Here is a 19,595-nt window from a genome sequence, read left to right as displayed (position 1 = left end):
CTGGGGCAGCCGGTGGAGTCATGCAACTGGTTACTGAGGTCTCCCCCGCCGGCCGCTTCAGGCCAGATCTATACGGTTGAGGAGCTTGCCCGCCTGGTCGACACAGCCCTGGCGGATCCTGAGGCCGACTTGACCTTGCTCGGCCGTTATCGCAGCTATTACTGGGACCCTGCGACACGAGCAGCACTGCCTTTGGGGCAGACGAGCGCACAGGGGCTGCTCTGTCAACAATGGACCGCACTGGCAACGCCAACTGATCTTCAAGCTGTCTATGACGGTGTCCTGAGTGCAGCCGACCTTACGCAGCTTTTGGCACAGAACGGAAAATACATCGAGAACGATGGCCTGTGGTGGAACCCGGGCCTGCTCCAGACCTTTCTGGACGCCAATAACTACTATCTGCCCAGCGACATTATCGATCCGTTTGGTGCGAGACAAGCCCTGGAATATGACCCTTATGACTTGATGCTTGTGCGCAGTGAAGATGCTTTGGGTAACGTGACCAGCGTTACCGGTATCGACTATCGAACGCTCACTCCGTGGGAAATTACCGACCCCAACCAAACGGTATCGCAGGCACTATGCGATTCGCTCGGTATGGTGTGGGCAACCTCGCTCAGGGGACTGCAAGGTAAACAACCAACAGGTTTCGAACCACTTGCCCTTGATCGCCAGGAACAGCCCTTTGACTTGGAGACGGCACTTGCTCAGCCACAAACCTACCTGCAAGGCGCTGCGACTTACACCACTTACGATCTATTCAGCTGGTGCGGGCGGATCGCACCTCAGGTACTGAACGGGCTTGGCGACACACTGTCCAGCGTGTGGGAGGCGCTCGTTGAGCAATGCTATATCAGCCGCAGTGGCGCCGTACTCAAGCGTTGGCGCGAACACCCCATCGGTATGCCATTGCAACTGCCAGGCTTGTCCTCTCAAGTCGCAGCAGGTGTTGAGGCACGGCTAGCGACGGTGCCCAGTCAAATCCCTGTCCACGCCACCACCCTGCAAGCTGAAACCTACGAGTTGACCGGCCGTGTCCAATACTCGATGCAGTACAGCGATGGCTTCAGCCGCCTTGTCCAGCGTCAGGCACTGGTCGATCCGGGGCCGAGCTGGCAAGTCAATGCCGACCACTCGGTCACCTCGACTCATGGCGCCGAGCGCTGGGTCGTTTCGGGGCGGACGATCTATGACAACAAGGGCAATCCGATCAAACAGTACGAGCCCTTCTTCAGTGCAGACCGAGGCTATGTCAGCAACGAAGAGCTTTCTAGCTTCGGGGTCAGCGCACTGATTCTGTACGATCCGCTCAACCGTAAGATCCGTGTCGACACCCCCAAGGGTTTTTTTACCAAGACCCTGTTTTGCCCGTGGTCCGAGCACTTGTTCGACACCAACGATACGGTGCTCGACTCTGATTATTACCGTACCCACATCGACGACCCGACACTCGACCCTCGGGAGCGCGCAGCGCTGCAGCAGGCTGCTGTTTTCTTCAACACCCCCACCGTTCGCCAGTTCAATGCTTTGGGTCAGGCAGTACGGGTTACCAAGTTGCTTACGCCCCTGGGCACGAACCAACGTCTGGAGGCTGCAGGGCTCACCTTATTCAACCACTTCGATGTCCAGGGACAGTTGCTGGACAGCGCAGACGACAGGATGCTTGCACAAGGTTTAAAAAACATCAGGGTGATCTTTACCCTTGATGGGCAGAAGGTCAAAAGTACCTGTGTCGACAGTGGCACTCGCTGGGTTATCAATAATGTATCCGGCAAGCCGATCTGGGGTAGAGATAGCCGGGGAGCAATCCAGACAAGCAGTTATGACCTCCTGGGACGCTTGCTGGAAGTTCAAGTTGCCGAAGCCCACGAGACAGTTCCTCGAACCGTACGCAAGATGCAATACGGCGAATCAGCTCCCGACGCCCAGGGACTTAACTTGCGCGGTCAGCTCTACACACTGTTCGACAGTGCCGGGGTGGAGGTCAATGCGGCCTATTCGATTCAAGGGCAGTTGTTGAGTCAGACCCGGCAATTGGCAATCGATTTCTCTCAGGAAGCCGATTGGCAGCAGCTGGACGACACGCAAAAATTCCAGACCGACTGGACCTACGATGCGCTGAACCGTGTAGAGACTCAGGCATTGCGCCGCGTGAACGATGCAACGGCGGATCGGGTGAGTTACTCCTATGCAAGAACCGGCCTGGTGTCCCAGGTCAGACTGACACCGGCAGACACCGATGTCACCCAAGTGTATGTCGACAGCATCACCTATGACGCCAAGGGGCAGCGCCAGCAGATCATCTACGCCAATGGCGTGGCAACGCGCTATACCTACGAGCCTAGGACGTTCAGGCTCCAGACGCTGGTGTCGCAGCATACCCTGGACGGTAGAACGCTCCAGGCGCTGAGTTACGTCTACGATCCCGCAGGCAACATTACCTCCATCGCCGACACGTCTCAGCAGGTGGTGTTCAACGCCAACCAGCAAGTCGACCCGCAGTCCAGCTACACCTATGACGCCGCCTACAGGCTGATCAGCGCAAGCGGTCGCGAGCACCCTGGGGTGGGTGAAGGTAGCAATGACTTTATCCCCCCCCTGCGTTGAATGACGGCCAGGCCTTGCAAAACTACACAAGGACCTACAGTTATGATCTCTCCGGAAACCTATTGCGCATACAGCATCAAGGAGCGATACCGACCACCCGGGAAGTGACGGTCTCGGCAACCAGCAATCACGGTGTAGACGCGACACTGACAATAGATCCTGCCCGGGTCGATGAATTCTTCGATGCCGCCGGCAATCAGATTCGATGGGCTGGAGTGCCGGGTGCACAGTGGTCCTATACCGACCGCCTTGCCAACGTCACCCTGGTTGCGCGCGCAAACGCTACCGACGACACTGAGTTCTACGTTTATGATGCCAATGGCGCCCGGCTGCGCAAAGTCTCCCGCACGTTTGGCAATACCGGCACGACCGAGATGCTGGACGATACCGTCTATATCAATGGCCTGGAGATTCGTCGGCGCCTGGTCAATAACAAACTGACCAATGAGTACCGCACGATTCGCGTGATGGATGGCGAGCATTGCCTGGCGCAGCGTCTGGTCTGGACTGTGGGCTCTCCAGGCGATGGCGTTGCTTCGCCACAGTTGCGCTACCAATTACAGAACAATCTGGGCTCGGCCGTGATGGAGCTGGACTCATCCGGCAAGATCATTACTTATGAAGAGTACTTTCCCTACGGTGGGACAAGCTTCATGGCCGGCGATAATGCAACGGACGTCCAACTGAAGCGTTACCGATATGCCGGCAAGGAGCGTGACGAGGTCACGGGGTTGTACTACTACGGCGCACGTTACTACCAACCTTCCATTGGTCGCTGGCTCAGTGCCGACCCATCCGGCCCGGACGATGGCCTGAATCTGTACTGTTATGTTGGTGACAACCCGATCATTTTTTCCGACCCCAACGGGATGATGCGGATTCTAATTGCCGGCGAAGGCAAAGACTTCAGCTACTCCGTTGCCCTGGCGAAAAAACACCCAGACGCTACGATCATCGTCACACAATACGATCTCATCCCCCCACCGAAAAACATGCCCACCAACCTTCACTACTACCCCTCCCAACTGGATGTTACATCGAAGGAAAGCTGGGGAGCGCTCGCCGACTGGGCCAAGGAGAGTACCGGTAGCGACCGCTTCGATACTCTCGTATTCAACAACCCCCACGCTGGCTACGGACTTAGCAAGTTGCAAGTGATGGGCATCGATAAAGGCTTCAAAGTGCTCCCGACGGATGAAGCCTACCTATACTCAAGCGCCTTGATACCCCATGGCTCCGGGAGTAAAGACCCGCAGATAACCGATATGTCCAGTCTTACGACGCTCATGCTCAGTGAGGTTTTTTCACCGCAACATAAAGCCACCAAGAGTGTGATGGGCATGAATGAAAGTATTCTGAACGGTTTCTTTAATCTGGGTCGTAGCGTTACCGAGCCGACGGGAACACTGATAGCTTTCCTACCGTCCGGATCTCGTAATGAAGCGCTTGTGAACGATTTCAAACGACGCAAACGTGCGCCTGTTGGTGAGGGAAGTTTCAGTGCCGATAAATTCAGTGAGGATACGGCCTACCGCACCGAGGCCGGCTATCACAGCCTGGGAGTGGCCTACACGAGCAACCTGACAGCAACGAGCCACGACGATTCTTGGGGGGCAACTTTCCATCCCGGGAGACCGAACCTGGGCAACATGAAAACTCATCAGTATCGACGTAGCAACTCACCCACACCAGGGATCGTTCGAAGGACGAAGACCGATTCCATTTCTCCTGACGTTAGCTCCTCCTCCAGTTCAAGAAGTCGCAGTCCTGAACGGCATTAGAAGCAACTTGAGAGTACCGCTCAGTAACTGGGTGACAAATTGATCAGCGCTCAGCCTTCGGAGATAAACCGGTAGCCCCCAGGATCATGCCTGGCCTTGAGCTGGGCTCTAAACTCAGGCTCAGGTCCGTGCAAGGTAAGGTCGTCGACACCTTCTGGAATGAGCCGCGTCCAAGTGGCTTCGCCACTCCACGCCAATGAAGCAAGCCAAGCAGCTACTGCGTCATGATACCGAAAGCCCCGACCAGTCCGCGCACCTGATCGGGTCATACTCCAAAGCTCAGGGTCAATTAGCAACTGCCGAGTTAACCTAGGAAATTCCATTTCTTGGCGTCTCTTTCAATTTTGTTGCTGAGCTTAATTGCGTTTGCTTCAAAGGTGAAAAACGGATCTCCGGCTTCCTTGGATCACTCTATGTGTAACAAATTACTTGCAACAGGGTGCGGACTTAGACGAGCAACATAGCTTTTTCATTGGAGGCGACGAATTAAACTCACAGGCCCAGACGTCCACTCTCTCAACGGGCCATGTCCTTCGTGTTCATGACGAGTCCTTGAGTGCCGCTTCTCTTCCGGTCAGCGTGTACCGCTGCTCGTGCGAACTGAAGATGCGGCACCGTTGCCGATACTTGTCCCGTTCATCTACGTCCAACTCAAACTCAGGTACCGCGCTTACAACACTATTGCTGCACATCTGCGGGCGATCCAGGCTTTCTATTCCTATGCCAAAAGCCGAAGCCTCAATTCAGATTGCTGCCTGAATGCTTGGATGACTTCGTTTGTTGAAAGATTATTTTGCAATAAGCACTCATGATAAGTATCAGCATGAAAGCATTATTAGCAATCAGAATGCTGGCCATAAGACTTCATCTAGATTTCGTTTCGCCTGCTTTTCGATTTCATGGGGGCGTCCAGCGAACTGCAATTTCGATACTTGCAAAACATTGAAATACATAAGAAAAAAAGAACAAAAAACAAAAGCATCTCTGCCCGGTCACGCTAAATGTGAAACACATACAAATTCCACACATTACATACCAACGGCTCATCGATAAATAATCGTTATATTCGGTTTCGTTGAAGTCAAACCTCGCCTTGAGCTACCGTTTCTCACTAATGGAAATCAATCACTGCAAATAACGGATTATTCAAAGTGAACACGCTGATCGATGACGCCCTTTATCGTTCAGCCAAATGCAAAGGATGTTTCGCCGCAAATTACCGGCGTTTGGCAGATTGGCTGACCCTCCCCATTGGTTCTCTCCGAAAGTTTCAAGTCCTTCCCGCACGCCGTGTGAAATGCCAACGAGCCCGTGATGTGCAGGCGCGTTCGAATGGAACCCAGGCGCTCGGCCCAGAAACCCGGCCGAGAACGTCCTCCCCTCGCTACCCCACCGGCACCAGTTCCCGCTGTCGGCGCCATGACGTGACCTCCCGCTCCCTCCGGGCGGAGCCCAATAAAAGGCGATCGACATGCTACCCACCCCCACTCCCCTGCCCTCCGAAACCTCCACGGAAGATCCCGTCGGATCCCTGCGCGACCTGCTGGAACGCAGCCGGACACCGCCCCGGCAGGAACTGGAAGCCACGCCGAGTCCCATCAGCGAACGCCCCCGGTCCCTGCTCGGCGAAGTCATCGATACCCATCATCCCGAGCTGCCCGGCTACGTGTTCGTGCGCTGGTCGGCGGGCAGCGAACAGGTCGCACGATGGCTCGAATGCGTCCGCACCGTGGTGCCGCAGCGGGGCGACCGCGTCCTGCTGGAGCAGCCCGCCAACTGGCCCGAAGCCCTGGTGGTCGCCACGCTGGAGCCACCCTGTCCCGGCGCAATACAGCCGCCCCCGAGCGAAGCGAGCCAGACGATAACGGTGCCCTCCGGCCAGTGCGTGCGCATCGCCGATGCCCGCGGCAACCCGCTGATAGAGGTCCAGGGCTCCAGCCAGGGGCCGGTGGTTCGCCTGATCGGCGACGATGTCGACCTGCAGGTCGACGGCAAACTGCGGCTGCGGGCCGAGGCCATCGAACTGCGTGGCGGGCGTGGCGGCGTCGATATCCGTACCGATGCCGAAACCGTGCTGCGAGGTCGCTTCATCCGGCTGAACTGACCACGGGGGCTGATGCATGCAGCGTGAATTCGCCACGATGGAAGCCGGCTTGCAGGCGTTCATCGAACAACCCGACCAGCCCACGCTCATCCTCGACATGGCCGACTGCGACAGTGCCTTCCCGTTGGGCGTCCTGAAAAACTGGGACCGGCAATGGCCCAGCCATATATTCCTGCTCTTTCCGTTCGACTGCCCGGACAGTGCCGCCTACCTGCAGCGCTGCATCGATTCGCTGGCCATGCAGATTCGCGCCGGCAACGAATTCCTCGTGGAGGACGAGCAAACACCGTGGCCGCCGCTGCCGCTGGCCTGCTCCGACCCTGCGGGCCAGCCGGCAGCGCGGCTGCAAGCCGCCATCGAGCACATTCGCCGCTGCGTGCCGGCGCACGCCTGTATCGTCTGGGGATTCGCGCCGGCTTCGATCGGCGACCCGAACGGCTACCTGGAACTGATTATCCGCCTGCTGGCGCTCGAGGATGTCGAGCCGTGGATGGAAGGCCAGCGCTTCATCGTCCGCGACGACCGAGCCGCGCCCTTCCTGCTGCCCCGGTTCGCCGACGCCCAGGCCCGCCACACCTGCGTCCTGAGCATCGATTTCTCCGTCGCCAGGGCAGCCGACGGTCTGGTCCGCAGCGTCAACGACCCCGCGCTGCCAGTGGCCGAGCGCATGCAGGCCCTGACCCAGCTCGCGGCCTTCGACCTGGCCCATGGCCGCCTCGATCAGGCGTCGCAGAAATACGCCCTGCTGCATACCTACCACCACCAGCAGAACGACAGCATCGGCCAGGCGCTGGCCCTCGGTGGCGCGGGTGACGTCGCGACCCGCCAGGGCAATCATGCCCTGGCCAGGCAGCGCTACCAGCAGGCGCTTGCGCAAGCCGCCGACGGTAATGACCTGAGCGTCACCCTGAACCTGCTGATGGCTGCAGGCGGTAGTTGCCTGCGCCTGGGGCGCTGCGGCGAAGCGCAAGGCTATCTGGAACTGGCCGAGCGCTGCGCCGGCAAGCTGATGTTCCTCAACGCCAAGCTCGACGCGCTGGAGCAGCTCGGCGAAGCGCAACGGGGGGCCGGCAAGCTCACCGAAGCGGCGCGCACCTGGGTGACGGCCAAGGACCTGGCCCTGCAGTTCGGCTGCTTCGAACCCTGCCGCTCGATCCTCGACCGCCTGATCGCCCTTTGTGCCGACGCCGGTTTGCGTGAACAGGTACGCGGCTTCACGGCAGAAAAAGCCGCCCTGGACGATGGCACGCCTAAAACCGCTCCGGTCGAGTCGGTCCAATGAACTGGAACACCACCGCCAAGCTCCCCGAAGCGGGCGAACAACCGGCCGCGGAACCGTTGATCGCCCCCACCGGCGATACCAGCGTCGATGCCCTGGCCGAGGTGGTCAATAACACCGCCCAACCGTTCCAGGAAGCGCCGCCGCCCGAACAGGGCGAAGTCGGTGTGGTCAGCCACTGGGTCAACGCCGCCCTGGCCGTGGTCGGCGCCCCCTTCGAGCTGCTCAACACCGGCCTGGCGCTGCTGGTCTCACCGCTCGACCACCTCACGCCGGGCATGCCCGCCGCAGTGCTCGGCGTGCCGCACCGGGGTGTGCCGCACGCCCATCCGCACCCGCCCAGCCTCAACGCGCCACTGCCCAGCCTCGGCACCACCCTGGGCTCGTGCTGCGTCAGCGTGCTGATCGGCGGCATCCCCGCCGCGCGGGCCGGCGACCTGGGCATCGCGCCCACCTGTGGCAGCTTCTTCCCCGGCTACGACATCTGGACCGGCTCCAGCAACACCTACATCGGCGGCTCGCGGGCCGCCCGCATGAGCCTGGACATCACCCGCCACTGCAACCCGGCCTCCGCCTTCGGCAAGTTCGGCATGGCCATGACCGCCGCCGGTGCGGCAGCGGGCGGCCTCTCGGCGGCGGCGCAGGCCGAGGGAGGCGAAGACGGCGAAGCGGCCATGACCGCCGCCCAGGCTGCCGCCGACGCCGCCACCATGGCCCTCGGCGCCTTGCTCGGCAAAGACCCCGGCGTCCCGCCGAGCACCGGCACCCTGGCGATGGGCAACCCCACCGTGCTGATCGGCGGCTTTCCCCTGCCCGACGCCATGGACGTGGCGGGCGGCCTGGCCAAGGCAGCGAAGAAGCTCCCCGAACTCGCCGCCCCCAAGAGCAAGAAAGCCAACCCCGATTGCGACCGCCCCGGCCACCCGGTAGACCCGGTTACCGGCGCCAGCGCGGACGAACTGGTCGATTATCAGGACCAGGGCCCCGGCCGCTTCACCTGGGAGCGCTACTACTACAGCCATTGGAGCGAGGAAGACGGCCCGCTGGGCTTCGGCTTCCGCCACAGCCTCCAGCACGAACTGCTCCTGCTGCGCACCCGCGCCCTGTACATCGACCCGCGCCGCCGGGAATACGAATTCCCGCGCCAGGCGGACGGCCGTTACACCGGCACCTTCGGCGGCTATACGCTGAGCCAGTCCAGCCCGACCCGCTTCATCCTCCGCCACGAGCGCCACGGCATCCTCGGCTTCGAACGCAGCGGCCCGGCGGACATCCAGGCCCGCCTGGCCGGGATCGTCATCGACAACATCCGCCGCACCCCGCGCTACCACCCCGACGGCCGGCTCGAATGCCTCTGCGACGTCGACGAAGCCGGCGAGCCCCTGCAAACCTGGTGGTTCCACTACGACACCCAGGGGCACATCACCGAGGTGCTGCGAGCCCGGCCCGACCACACCCTGAGCGTGGCGCGCTACGCATACGATGGCGCCGGCTGCCTCGCCACCTGGTACGACGCCCTCGGCCACAGCGGCTCCCACGGTTACGACGCCCAGCGCCGCATGACGCGGGTGACCGACCGCAACGGCTACTCCTTTTCCTACGCCTACGACGCCCAGGGCCGCTGCGTGCACAGCGAAGGCCAGGACCAATTGTGGCGGGTGGACCTCGCCTACGAACCCGGTCGCACCCGCGTCACCGAGGCCGACGGTGGCGAATGGCTGTTCCTCTACAACGAGGCCGGCACCGTCGTGTGCGTCATCGACCCCTACGAAGGCGAACGGAACATCCTCACCCACGCCGACGGCCACATCCTCGAAGAAGAGGATTCTGGCGGCCGCGTGATGCGCTGGCTCTACGACCCGGACGGCCATAACATCGGGCGCATGGACCGCTGGGGCAACGTCTGGGCGACCAAGGACGACGCCCCCAACCTGCCCAACCCACTGGAACACAAGGTGCCGGGCACGCCGCTCGGCCTGCAGTGGGGCGAAGCCTTCGAGCACCTGCCCGCCGCCCCCCTCGACCTGCCGGCCGAACTGGCCGAGTTGGCTACCGACGTGCTCGCCCTGCCCGAACCGCTGCCGCCGCAAACCCGCCATGACGTGCTGGGCCGGATAGTGGAGCGCCTCGATGCCTACGGCCGCCGCGAACACTTCGAACACGACCCGGCCGGCAACCTGGTGCGCTTCACCGACAAGGACGGCCAGGAGTACCGCTACACCACCACCTCCTGGAACCTGCGCGGCAGCGAGACCGACCTGCTCGGCCACAGCGTGCGCTACGGCTACACCCGGCGCGAAAAGGTCCGCCAGGTCATCGACGCCAACGGCAACGAAAGCACCTACGACTACGACTACAAGGACCGCATCACCCGCGTCGTCCGCCACGGCGTCACCCGCGAAAGCTACGCCTACGACACCGGCGACCGCCTGATCGAGAAGCGCGACGCCCACGGCGAGTTGCTGCTGCGCTTCGAAGTGGGCGACAACGGCCTGCACAGCTCACGCCTGCTGGCCTCCGGCGAAGAACACCGCTACCGCTACGACGAACGCGGCCACTTCACCGAAGCCTCTACCGACACCCACGAGGTGTGCATGAGCCACGACTGGGCGGACCGGCGCACCAGCGACCTGCGCGACGGCCAGGGCGTGCGCCACCAGTACCGGGGCCGGCACCTGGCACGGACCACCTACTTCGACCGTTTCACCGTGGGTTACGCCATGCAGCCTGACGGCTCTCTGCTGATCCACACCCCGGACGGCGGCACCCACCACCTGCAACGCGGCGCCGACGGCCACCTGCTGCTGGCCCTGGGCAACGGCAGCCGCGAACTGCGCCGCTTCGACCTCGACGGTCGCTGCATCGGCCGCCTGCACTGGCCCTCCGGCCAGCCCGAAGCGACCCGTTGGCAGCGCTACCACTACAGCGGCGAAGGCGAACTGCGACGGGTGGAGAGCAACGCCGACGGCCTCCGCGAATACCGCTACGACGCCGCCCACCGCCTCGTCTGGGAAATCCGCGACGGCTCGCCGACACGCCACTACGCCTACGACCCCGGCGGCAACCTGCTGGCCACCCCGGCCGTGCCGTGGATGCGCTACCGCGAAGGCAACCGCCTGGAAACCTCCAGCGCAGGCACCTACCGCTACGACCAGCGCAACCTTCTCTGCGAAGTGGTGGACGCCCATGGCCACAGCACCCGCTACCACTACAAAAGCATGGACCTGCTGGCGAAGGTCAGCTGGAGCGACCGCCCGGACGCCTGGACAGCGGAATACGACGGCCTCTGCCGACGTATCGCCAAGACCCTGGGCCAGGCCCGCACCGAATACCACTGGGACGGCGACCGCCTCGCGGCCGAAACCGCGCCCGACGGCCGGCTACGGCTCTACGTCTACGCCAACGAAGACGCCTTCCTGCCCTTCCTGTTCCTCGACTACGACACCCCCGACGCCCCGCCCGAATCGGGGCGTGCGTACTTCGTCTTCTGCAACCAGGTCGGCCTGCCGGAACGCATCGAGGATGCCCGGGGGCGGGAGGCTTGGCGAGCGGAAGACATCGACCCGTACGGACTGATCCGCGTCGCCGAGGGGAATGCGGTCGAATACGACTTGAGATGGCCGGGGCATTGGTTCGAGCGGGAGACGGGGCTGCATTGCAATCGGTTTCGGGTGTACTGCCCGAGGTTGGGACGGTATTTGCAGTCGGATCCGATGGGGCAAGAAGGAGGCATTAATCTCTATAGCTATCCGGCGAATCCCTTGGCAGCGGTGGATGTTTTGGGGCTAAAGGACGCTCATAAAGCCACTGAGGGCAACAATGAAGCTCCGTATGGAAGTGGAGTCGCATCTGAAGGCATGGATCTAACATCTCACGCTTCCCCTCGGCATGCTTCATGGAGCGAAAGACTCGCAGCGCAGGCCCATTCAGCTTGGGAGGTGATGAAAGCCGGACTCGCTAAACGCGAAGAAGAACGAGCCAGAGGGGAATCCGGACCAACCTATGTAACTCTCGAGGGAGGGCAGCAGCTTCAGATTGGCTCGAATATGGGGCCATGTCTTTCGGTAGTAATGGATATTACGACGGGAAGAGTATTTTATGGACAAAATCCTGATTATGGGAAAAATACTAAAAGAAAACCATCCAAATATCTTGAGTTGAGTGAGTTGGCTGAACTAAAGATACGGGTCGTGAAATCAGAGCCAGAAGATGGTCAACTAGATTTTATTGTAACCAAAGAAGAACCGGACATTGAGCCGCGCCCAATTCGAAGTGTGGGAACAGCAGGCACGCATTCCGAAGTGCATGCTATTTGCGCAGCACTTCAGGCGCGGCCTGAGGCGAAGCTGAGTGAGCTTGCTGTCTACAACATTCGCACACAGGCAACTAAAAATGAGCCTGCGGGCGAACCGATGCCGAGATGCGGAAACTGCTTAGAACTCACTCGTGGCGTTATAGCGTTGACAGATTGAGGAAAATTATCGTGAGACGAGTGGCAGAATCAGATCTAGATCATCGAGATAACGGCCTTCTTTATATGAATGGCGAACCCTTTTTCGGCATTGTTTTCACCATGCTTAGAAATGGGGTTATAGATGCGATGTTCAATCGCAGGCACGGCAAGGTGGGGCATTTGCTCCTGGGGCGGTTCAAGACATCCTGGTCGATCACAACGCTTACCTGCTGGAGGTTCCAGTCTCTGGGACGCCGTGATTTGGATTACTGATTACTTCTGTGGAGGGAGTTTTATCCTCGGTAACTTCCTTTGTTTCTAATGGCTTCTTGTCCATAACCAAATCATGGCGGGTCATTCGATTGCTAAAGCAGTACCTGTCCTGGTGTGCCACCCGATACAAACGGCGCCTTGAGCGCCATATCATCAATGCTCGCCCCAACCACACTCGTTACCGCAGCCTGTAGGCAACACCACCCTCAATCCTCAACCCGCCGCCCCTTTGACCACTGTCATTGTCGAATGAGCCCCATCCCGCCGATACTCAGCCCCGTCATTCAGCGACGCGCCAGCGCCTACACTCGATGGCAACCGGCCAGGACCCGCATTCTGGATCATTGCCGCCGATCATCATGGATACTTGAGAAGGACACTCAAATGGTACGTGCCGTCACTATTCTCACCGAGAGTTTCTCTGACTGGGAACCCGCACTCATCAACTCCACGGGGCGAGCCTACTATGGCTTCGACACTCGTTTCGCAGCCCCCGGTGGCCAGCAAGTGACCTCATCCGGAGGAATGACCATCATCCCGAACCTGGCCATCGAAGCCATCGAGCTGGACGATGTCGACTTGCTGATCGTGACGGGAGGCCCTGTCTGGAAAACAGACAAGGCGCCCGCAATCGAGGCGCTGGTTCGTGCGGCCCACGCCAGGAAAATCGTCGTTGCCGGCATCTGTGACGGCACTCGCGTCCTGGCCCAGGCCGGAGTGCTGGATCATGTGCGGCATACGTCCAACTCCGCCGAGAACCTGAAGCAGGTGCATTACCGCGGAGCGGATTATTACCAGGATGTGCCTTATGCCGTTGCCGACCAGGGTGTGGTCACCGCTCCTGGTAGCGCGCCTGTCAGCTTCATGGCGCAAATTCTCAGTACCTTGGGTTTGAACGACAAGAAGCTCGATGCCTACCTGGCCATGCATGCGGCTGAACACATTCACTGCTGAGCCCCCGCTTTCCTCTATTTCTCCCCTCCCCTGACGCCGCGGCCTATTACTTGGCCGTGGCGCACCTCCGGCTTTGCTGATGGCAGGTCCGCATGTTTTCCACGGCTGAACCGCAGCCTGGAGCGGTCCGATAATTTTTTTAAAAATCGGAAAAAACTTACTTGCACTTACGACATTACCTACTAAGGTTTTCCCCTATGGCGAGCAGGGTCATCCCCTGCCAAATCAGGGATTACCTGATGCCGTATCAAAGGATGCTTTATTTAGATCGCCCAAAAGGCGACATTTTTCCTACCCAAGCTAAGGAATGGCTTAATGTTTTTGTTTGCCGATATTGTTGTCCGGAACCTGCCAGCCCCCCTTGAAACCCCCGCTTTCAGCACCTCGGCCCATGAGCGAAATGCTGCAAGCAATGATTCCTACCCCCTCGGAACCCTGCCCGACATTCCGTCAGGCTCCCTCCTTTGCGTGCGCCTTAGAAACTGATCGGCCCGCTCGAAGCAAGTAAAAAGCCGACGCATTTTTACGATATGACCGACTAAGGCCGTCGTACAAAAAACGCTGCGCGCCTTATGGCCTTCCCGCAGGACGGGAGAGCTGCGGGTGCCCGGAAATGCGTTCTCCAATGGATCGAAATCGCCGCCGGATGATGCCTGCGCGCCGAGGATCGGACATGTCAAAAACAACAGCTCAAGGCCCGGCCACGGAATCGATCGAACGGCTGGGGATGATGCAGGCGCTTGCCGACGCCAGGCTCAGCGTCGAGGCCAGGGCCATGGTCGCCCAGGGCTTCTACACCGGGGTCGCCCAGGAAGTTTCCACGGTCATACCGTTCAAGGACGGGGCCGACCCGGATCTCGGACTCTTGCGCCAGCTGGTGATCGCTGGGTGGGGCGAAGAGCTGGGCCAGTATCTTGAAGTGCTCGATGTTCGTGGCAGCAGCGCTGCCGAGGCCTTGCGCAAGGCCCAGCTGGCTGTCAGATCCGGCACTGCGCTATTTGCCGCCGGCAGCCTGGCCACTGACACTGGATGGCACTGCCTCCTCTCGATCCATCATGGGTTGGCCGACGAACATAGCCTCGAGGTGCTGGCGCGGCGGCTGCAAGCAGCGCAATCCGCTGACGTCGGTTCAGCCCTGGCGCACATGCGTCGTGGGCGTGAGTGCTATGACGATTATGTCCAGGCGCAAGCCCTGCACGGGCACGATGAGGACGGGCTGCGCACAGTTGTTGCGCAACCGATGACGCCAGTGCGCCTGCTGCAAACCGGGCCCTTGGCCTTCAATGCCCAAGGGCAGCGAGTGAGTCTGCAACGCAGCCTGGACATCGCCACGATCAATGTCGGCAAGCCACCCTTGGCGACGCTCCTGGCCTGCCTGCGGCGGGCCGATGTCATCGCCGAGGGCGACACCCTGTGTTCCTCCCATGACTGGCGCCCGGCTCACCAGCTGGATGCCATCGGCATGATGACGGGCCTTGTCCCGCTCTCCTTCGCAGCCCCTGGAGAACAACTGCTGCCCGGGCAAACCAGCCTTGAGGCACGTGCTCGTCGCTGTCCCGCAGCGCGCCAGGCACTGGCCTGCTGCCGGGCGTCCGAGCTGTTCATCAACGGCGCGGGCAGGCGCGGCATCCCGGCCTCGCAGGTGATGAGCGCGACGTTTCCGGTGGGAATCGAAATACGCCGCACAGGTGCTTCGCAACTGCTCCTGGAGATCGAGGGGCCGTTTTGCGACGCCAGTGCCGCCACCCACCTGCTCAATGAACTCGCTGATGTACTTATGGATAGGAGTGAATGGAATGACTGAAAACATCCAGTTCGATGAACGCGTCCTCGCCGACGAAGTGGCTCGCGTCTCTGCCACGTTTGCCGAGGTGCTCAAGCTGCCGCATGTCGACCCTGCTGACAATTTCTTCAACCTCGGCGGCGACTCCTTCGACGCTATTCGGGTGATGTCGCGCTTGTCCTGCAACCTGCCCATCGTGACGCTTTTCGAGCACCCGACGGCCGTTGACCTGGCCCGGCGCATCCTCTGCGAAGCCACTCGACAAGCCGTGCGCCTGGTCTGTTTTGGCGATGCGCAAGCCGCCGCGGGTTCGACCGCGGTGGTTGCAGTGCCTTTCGGTGGCGGAGACGCCACGGCCTACCGCAGCCTGTTTCAAGGCACGCAGGATGTGCAGGTTTTCGGCGTGGATTTCGGTGACTTCAAGGTCGAGGACGCTTTGGACTTCCATGCCCTGCTCGACACCCTTGCCACCGAGATCGAAGAGATCGGCGCCGCCCGCCTGGTGATCTACGGCCACTGCGCCGGAGCGGCCACCGCGGCGTGCATTGCCTCGAGCATGGCCGACAGGCACGAGAGCCTGTCACTGGTGGTTGCAGCCTCGCGCCCGGTGCTGGATGCCGATGCCGCAATTCGCGCCGCCGAAACCACGGCGGACCAGACCTGGACCGACTACCTGCGTTCCCTGGGCGCCTTCACCGGACTGCTCGACAGCCAGGTCGAGAGCATGCTGGCCCGCGGCCGCAGAGACCATCTGATCGCCTGCGAGGCCTATCGCTACCTGGCGCAGCACCCGGCGCACGGCGTACCGGCATTGCTCCTGCTCGGCGATGAAGATCCGGCTACCGCCGAGCCCGAAGTGGTACTGGAGCAATGGCGCACGTTCATCGACGTTACCCAGGCCGCAACCCTGGCCGGTGGCGGGCATTACTTCGTGCGTACCCATGTGCGCGAGGTCGAGGAAACCGTGCTGGCGTTCGCAGCACACAACACCAAAGGAAGGGATAGCAAGTCATGACAGTCAATCATCAACCACTTCTCACCCAGGCCGATCTGCTCAAGCGCGGCTTGGCCGATCTTCAGGCACACGACGCCGAACTGGCGCAGATCCTGGACGCCGAGGTCGCTCGCCAGCAACGCACCCTCTCGCTGGTCGCCTCTTGCTGCGCGGTCAAGCCCCGCACCCTGGCGGCTTCGTCTTCCGCGCTGGTCAATGTCACCGCCGAAGGCGTTCCCGGACGCCGCTATCACGCCGGCTGCGAAAACGTGGACCTGGTCGAGTCCCTGGCGATCCACCGTGCCCGGGAGCTGTTCGGTGCGCAATATGCCGGTGTCCAGTCGCACTCGGCCTCCAGCGCCAACTACCAGGTGCTCGCCGCCCTGCTCGAACCTGGCGACACGCTACTGGGCATGGCCCTGGATAACGGTGGCCACCTGACCCATGGCAGCCCCGTGACGTTCTCGGGCACCTACTACAAGGCCATCGGCTATGGCACCACCAAGGAAGGCCTGATCGACTACGACGAAGTCCTCAGGCTGGCCCTCAAGCATCGGCCGCGACTGATCATCTGCGGCGCCACGGCCTACTCCAGGGTCGTGGACTTCGAGCGCTTCCGGCAGATCGCCGATGAAGCCGGCGCCATCCTGATGGCCGACATCTCGCATATCGCCGGCCTGGTGGCGACCGGGCGCCATCCGAGCCCGATCGACGCCGCGCACGTCACCACCACCTGCACCCACAAACAGCTTGCCGGCCCCCGCGGCGGCCTGATTCTCTCGGGCCGTGACGCCAATGAAAAAGTCCCCGGCCGCGATGCGACCTTCGCCCGGGTGCTCGAACTGGCAGTGTTCCCGAGGATGCAAGGCGCGCCGGCCGTCAACATGATGGCCGCCAAGGCCGCGGCGCTGGGTTACGCCATGACCCCCGAATTCGATGCCGAGATGCAACGCATCCGCGACGCGGCCGATGTGATGGCCAGCGAATTCCAGGCCCGGGACTATGAGGTGGTGGGCGGTCGCAGCGAAAACCACACCATTCTGATTCGCTTGCGCGCAGCGATGACCGGCGCTATCGCCGAGACCGCGCTGGAGCACTGCGGAATCATCGTCAACAAGAACCGGGTGCCCGGCGAAACACGTTCGTCCTTCGTCACCAGTGGCCTGCGCATCGGTACCGGCGCCCTCGCCCAGCGCCATGTCGACCCGCAGGGATGCCGGCAGATCGTCGACCTGCTCTGCCGGATCCTGGACCAGGTGACTCCGCTCGGCGAGAGCGAGTTCACCCTGGACCCGGCGCTGCGCAAGCAGTTCTGCGCGGAGGCCGAGGCACTGTGCGTGAAGTATCCGATCGCTGACTACCTGGCAGGCTGAAGCAGTCTCCGGCACCGCTGGAGACATGGCACGACGGTCCGGCGATCGTCGTGCCCGGCCAATACGCAAACGCTAAGAAGAGAGAAGCACCATGACGGACAAGATCAAATATGTCGCCATCAACGGCTCGGAACGCTTGGATGGCAACAATGCCAAGGCGCTGGAGTGGGCGGCCGAGTACCTGGAAAAGCAGGATGTGATTCTCGAGGTCTTTTCACTGGCCAGCGCCAAGATCGACCCCTGCGGGGCCTGCGGCGATTGCAATTTTCGCGACGAGCCCTGCGCGCAGAAGGATGACGCCGCGCGCGCCGTGCAACTCATGGAAGCCAGCGATGGGGTGATCTTCGCCTGCGCCGTCCATGGCTTTGGCGCCACGCCCTTGATGTCGGCATTCCTGGAGCGGGTCGGGACCGGGTTCCTGCGCCACGATCGCACCCTCACCAACAAGGTTGCCGGGGTCATGGTCACCGGCCGGCGCATGGGCCATGTGGAGGTCTACAACCAGATGCTCCAGTGCGCCTTGCTCAACCGCATGATCATGGTCGGCTACGGCTTCCCGGCCATGCTCGTGGGCGACAAGAAAGGCGAAGTACTGGGCGACAAGGAAGGCATGGAGATGCTGCGCCGGATGCTCGATCGCATGGTTTCCATGACCCGCCTGATGCGCGACTACGAACGAGTCACCGGGCAGGCGGCACTGCCGGTCTCGGTACCCGGGGAGCGCCATCGCGAGGGCAAGGACGGCACGTTCTTCGTCCCGGCCAAGTCCGACATGTACCAGCTCGAGGCCGCTCGCGGCTGCAACTTCGATGTCGTCGGCGACTGAACTGCGCAGCCCAACAGCTATCGAGAACCTTATGAGCATTAGAACTGCCTGCAATGGCCTCACCGACACCCACCTGCGGGAATGGATAGTGTCGGAACACTTCGAGCGCCTGGCGGATGCCACGGTGGCACAGATTGCACAGGCCTATGTCGGGGTCTATTCGGCCCGGCCTACCAGTTGGCTGGCGGTCATGGCGCGCAATCGCAACCTCGATCGCAAGACCGTACTGGCCATGGAAAACGCCAGCGACCTGCTGCGGATCCCGGGCATGCGGCGCTCCAAGTTCCTGCTTCCCGGCGAGCTGGCGGCCAAGGTCTTCGCCGCCACCCGCCTGCCCCTGGCCAACCACGAATGGCGCTTACGGGACGTAGGGCTCGGCCTGGACGATTACCGGCGACTGCTGCCGACGCTGCTCGCCTTCAGCAGTGGCGTCTCGATGCGCCTGCAGGACATCGGCAGCGCCCTCGACCTGCCGGCGCCCCAGGCGCGTGCGTTGACCTCGGTTGCCGCCTATGACGGCGCCTTGGTCCGTATACCGGCGGCCAACCAATGGTCCAACCGCTGGCTGTACTCGGCTGCACCCGAAGGGCTGCTACCCGGTGACGGCGTGCCACTGGACCGCGACCTGCTACTGCGCGATATCGCCGGGCGCTACGTCGAACACTACGGACCGGTCACGGTCGACGACCTGGCCTGGTGGCTCGGGGTTTCCAAGGAAACCGCGCGCACGCTGCTTCAAGCCTGCGCAGCCCGCCAGGTCGGAAACCAGATGTGGCACAGCACGGCCGGGCTGGCGCGCCTTGAGCAGTTCCTCGACCGCGCCAAGGCCCCCGCAACGGCGCAGATCCGTTTCCTGCCGGCCTGGGATCCCCTGGTCATGGGCTATGCGCCCGGTTCGAGACAGCGCGACTGCCTTGAGCTGGAACGGGTTGGCGGCTACGACGCGGCCGGTAACGGGCGGCCGGTGGTGCTCATCGGCGGCCGGGCTGTCGCCACCTGGAACACCGCGGCCAAGGGCAGCAAACGCTTCATCGCAGTCGATGCCTCGACACTCGCCGACCAGGAGCGTGAAGCCGTGCTTCAGGCTGCCTCGGTGCTGGCGGAGCAGATCGAGGCCATTCACCAGATCGAGAACAAAACCACAGCGTGACAACAGGGAAGGCATGAA

The 19,595-nt window shown here is 61.6% G+C and carries 10 protein-coding genes; all 10 read left to right on the top strand.

The window, feature by feature from the left end; all coding sequences use genetic code 11:
• The first annotated feature begins 2,621 nt into the window (after positions 1 to 2,621).
• The 10 genes from PMI20_RS15355 to PMI20_RS15310 all read left to right on the top strand — a co-directional run bounded on the left by PMI20_RS15355 (position 2,622) and on the right by PMI20_RS15310 (position 19,577).
• Positions 2,622 to 4,388, top strand: a complete 1,767-nt coding sequence (locus PMI20_RS15355) for an RHS repeat-associated core domain-containing protein (RefSeq protein WP_284173251.1) — start codon at positions 2,622 to 2,624, stop codon at positions 4,386 to 4,388.
• Between the two features lie 1,471 nt (positions 4,389 to 5,859).
• The gene (locus PMI20_RS15350; RefSeq protein WP_007925591.1) at positions 5,860 to 6,492 is read left to right on the top strand and encodes a hypothetical protein; all 633 of its coding nucleotides are present in this window, start codon (positions 5,860 to 5,862) and stop codon (positions 6,490 to 6,492) included.
• A gap of 16 nt (positions 6,493 to 6,508) precedes the next feature.
• On the top strand, positions 6,509 to 7,774 hold the full coding sequence (locus PMI20_RS15345) for a tetratricopeptide repeat protein (protein WP_007925590.1): 1,266 nt from the start codon (positions 6,509 to 6,511) through the stop codon (positions 7,772 to 7,774).
• Positions 7,771 to 12,243 (top strand): RHS repeat-associated core domain-containing protein, encoded by a 4,473-nt coding sequence (locus tag PMI20_RS15340; protein WP_007925589.1) that lies wholly within the window; start codon positions 7,771 to 7,773, stop codon positions 12,241 to 12,243. Before PMI20_RS15345 ends, PMI20_RS15340 begins: the two co-directional genes overlap by 4 nt.
• 638 nt (positions 12,244 to 12,881) lie before the next feature.
• Complete coding sequence (locus tag PMI20_RS15335; RefSeq protein ID WP_007925578.1) at positions 12,882 to 13,451, top strand: type 1 glutamine amidotransferase family protein; 570 nt, start codon at positions 12,882 to 12,884, stop codon at positions 13,449 to 13,451.
• A gap of 625 nt (positions 13,452 to 14,076) precedes the next feature.
• Positions 14,077 to 15,255, top strand: a complete 1,179-nt coding sequence (locus tag PMI20_RS15330; RefSeq protein WP_157173157.1) for a hypothetical protein — start codon at positions 14,077 to 14,079, stop codon at positions 15,253 to 15,255.
• Positions 15,248 to 16,249, top strand: coding sequence for an alpha/beta fold hydrolase (locus PMI20_RS15325; RefSeq protein WP_007925575.1), 1,002 nt, complete (start codon positions 15,248 to 15,250; stop codon positions 16,247 to 16,249). Before PMI20_RS15330 ends, PMI20_RS15325 begins: the two co-directional genes overlap by 8 nt.
• The gene (glyA, locus tag PMI20_RS15320; RefSeq protein ID WP_007925572.1) at positions 16,246 to 17,601 is read left to right on the top strand and encodes a serine hydroxymethyltransferase; all 1,356 of its coding nucleotides are present in this window, start codon (positions 16,246 to 16,248) and stop codon (positions 17,599 to 17,601) included. The genes PMI20_RS15325 and glyA overlap by 4 nt, the downstream gene beginning before the upstream one ends.
• 91 nt (positions 17,602 to 17,692) lie before the next feature.
• The gene (locus PMI20_RS15315; protein WP_007925567.1) at positions 17,693 to 18,427 is read left to right on the top strand and encodes a flavodoxin family protein; all 735 of its coding nucleotides are present in this window, start codon (positions 17,693 to 17,695) and stop codon (positions 18,425 to 18,427) included.
• Between the two features lie 31 nt (positions 18,428 to 18,458).
• Positions 18,459 to 19,577 (top strand): DNA glycosylase AlkZ-like family protein, encoded by a 1,119-nt coding sequence (locus PMI20_RS15310; protein ID WP_007925565.1) that lies wholly within the window; start codon positions 18,459 to 18,461, stop codon positions 19,575 to 19,577.
• Positions 19,578 to 19,595 lie beyond the last annotated feature (18 nt).

Source organism: Pseudomonas sp. GM17, assembly GCF_000282175.2.
GTDB lineage: Bacteria > Pseudomonadota > Gammaproteobacteria > Pseudomonadales > Pseudomonadaceae > Aquipseudomonas > Aquipseudomonas chlororaphis.
The sequence above is the reverse complement of the archived record's forward strand: the minus strand, read 5'-3'. Positions and strand labels throughout refer to the sequence as shown.